Genomic DNA, 1,092 nt, shown 5'->3' on the forward strand with positions numbered 1-1,092 from the left:
CGAGCCGCGCGACCACGGCCTGCGCGGCCTCGGCCTCGTTGTGCTGGTGCAGCGCGAGCAATTGCGCGCCGGGGCGGTCGATGCCGTAGGCGCGCAGCAGGCTCTGGGTGTGGCGCGTGTCCTCGCAGGCGACGGCGTCGACCAGCTGCAGCACGTGCAGCGCGCGCAAGGTGATGTCGGCCAGGTTGCCGATCGGCGTGGCGACCACGTAGAGGGTGCCCTGCGGATAATGCTGCGCACCGGCGGCGTCGCGCGCGGCCCCGAGGGCGGCACCGAAAGAGGCGGGTGCGAGTGAGGCCAAGCGCTTTTCTCCGAGGGACGTCGACACAAGAACAAACGGGAACAGGGAGCGGTCATGAAGACCACGACGACGGCGTCGGCCGTCACGACCAAGGGCCGCGGCGACGCGGCCGAGGACGCCGCATTGGCGCACCTGGAACGCGCGGGGCTGCAGCTGGTCGCGCGCAATTATCGGACGCCGGGCCGCGGCGGCGGCGAGATCGACCTGATCATGCGCGATCCGCGCGACCGCACGCTGGTGTTCGTCGAGGTGCGCCAGCGCAGTTCCACCGGCCATGGCGGCGCGGCCGGCAGCATCACGGCGGCCAAGCAGCGGCGCATCGTGTTCGCGGCGCGCCACTATCTCGCCCGCTTGCGCGAGCCGCCGCCGTGCCGCTTCGACGTGGTGCTGGTCGAGGAGCGCATCACGTGGCTGCGCGCGGCTTTCGACGCGGGCTGAGCGGCCCGCGATGCGCGAAGGTGTAGGGCGGATCACAGCGCGGGGTCTTTCGCCGCATCCCCGCAGTTATCATCCCGCCCCATGCTCGAGCAACGGATTCAGCAGCACTTCATCGACAGCGCCGACCTCAAGTACCAGGCCGGCCCGATTCTGAGCAAACCCATTTCGCAGGCGATGCAGGCGATCCTGGCGTGCGTGACCAGCGGCGGCAAGGTGCTGGCCTGCGGGTCGGGCGTGTCGGGCCTGCTGGCCACGCAGTTCGCCTCGCAGTTCGTCGGCCGCTTCGAGCGCGAGCGGCCCGAGCTCGCGGCCATCGCGCTGCCCGGCGACAGCACCGACCCCGCGGCCGACGG

The 1,092-nt window shown here is 71.6% G+C and carries 3 protein-coding genes; 2 read left to right on the forward strand and 1 reads right to left on the reverse strand.

Annotated elements, in window-relative coordinates; all coding sequences use genetic code 11:
* Positions 1 to 301, reverse strand: a 301-nt coding sequence (locus AC27VN_RS42155; RefSeq protein ID WP_490880618.1) for an SAM-dependent methyltransferase, incomplete at its 3' end; no start/stop codon positions are given.
* A 54-nt stretch (positions 302 to 355) separates the two neighbouring features.
* On the opposite strand from AC27VN_RS42155, the gene AC27VN_RS42160 reads away from it, so the two are divergent.
* The gene (locus tag AC27VN_RS42160) at positions 356 to 739 is read left to right on the forward strand and encodes a YraN family protein (RefSeq protein ID WP_093354381.1); all 384 of its coding nucleotides are present in this window, start codon (positions 356 to 358) and stop codon (positions 737 to 739) included.
* A gap of 81 nt (positions 740 to 820) precedes the next feature.
* On the forward strand, positions 821 to 1,092 hold a 272-nt coding region (locus AC27VN_RS42165), incomplete at its 3' end, for an SIS domain-containing protein (RefSeq protein WP_490880619.1).

The sequence above is a fragment of the Variovorax sp. 20P10.2.4 genome, assembly GCF_058244205.1.

Bases quoted from the DNA above. Each gene is read 5' to 3' on its own strand.
- AC27VN_RS42160 (WP_093354381.1), top strand. From the start codon at position 356: ATGAAGACCACGACGACGGCGTCGGCCGTCACGACCAAGGGCCGCGGC.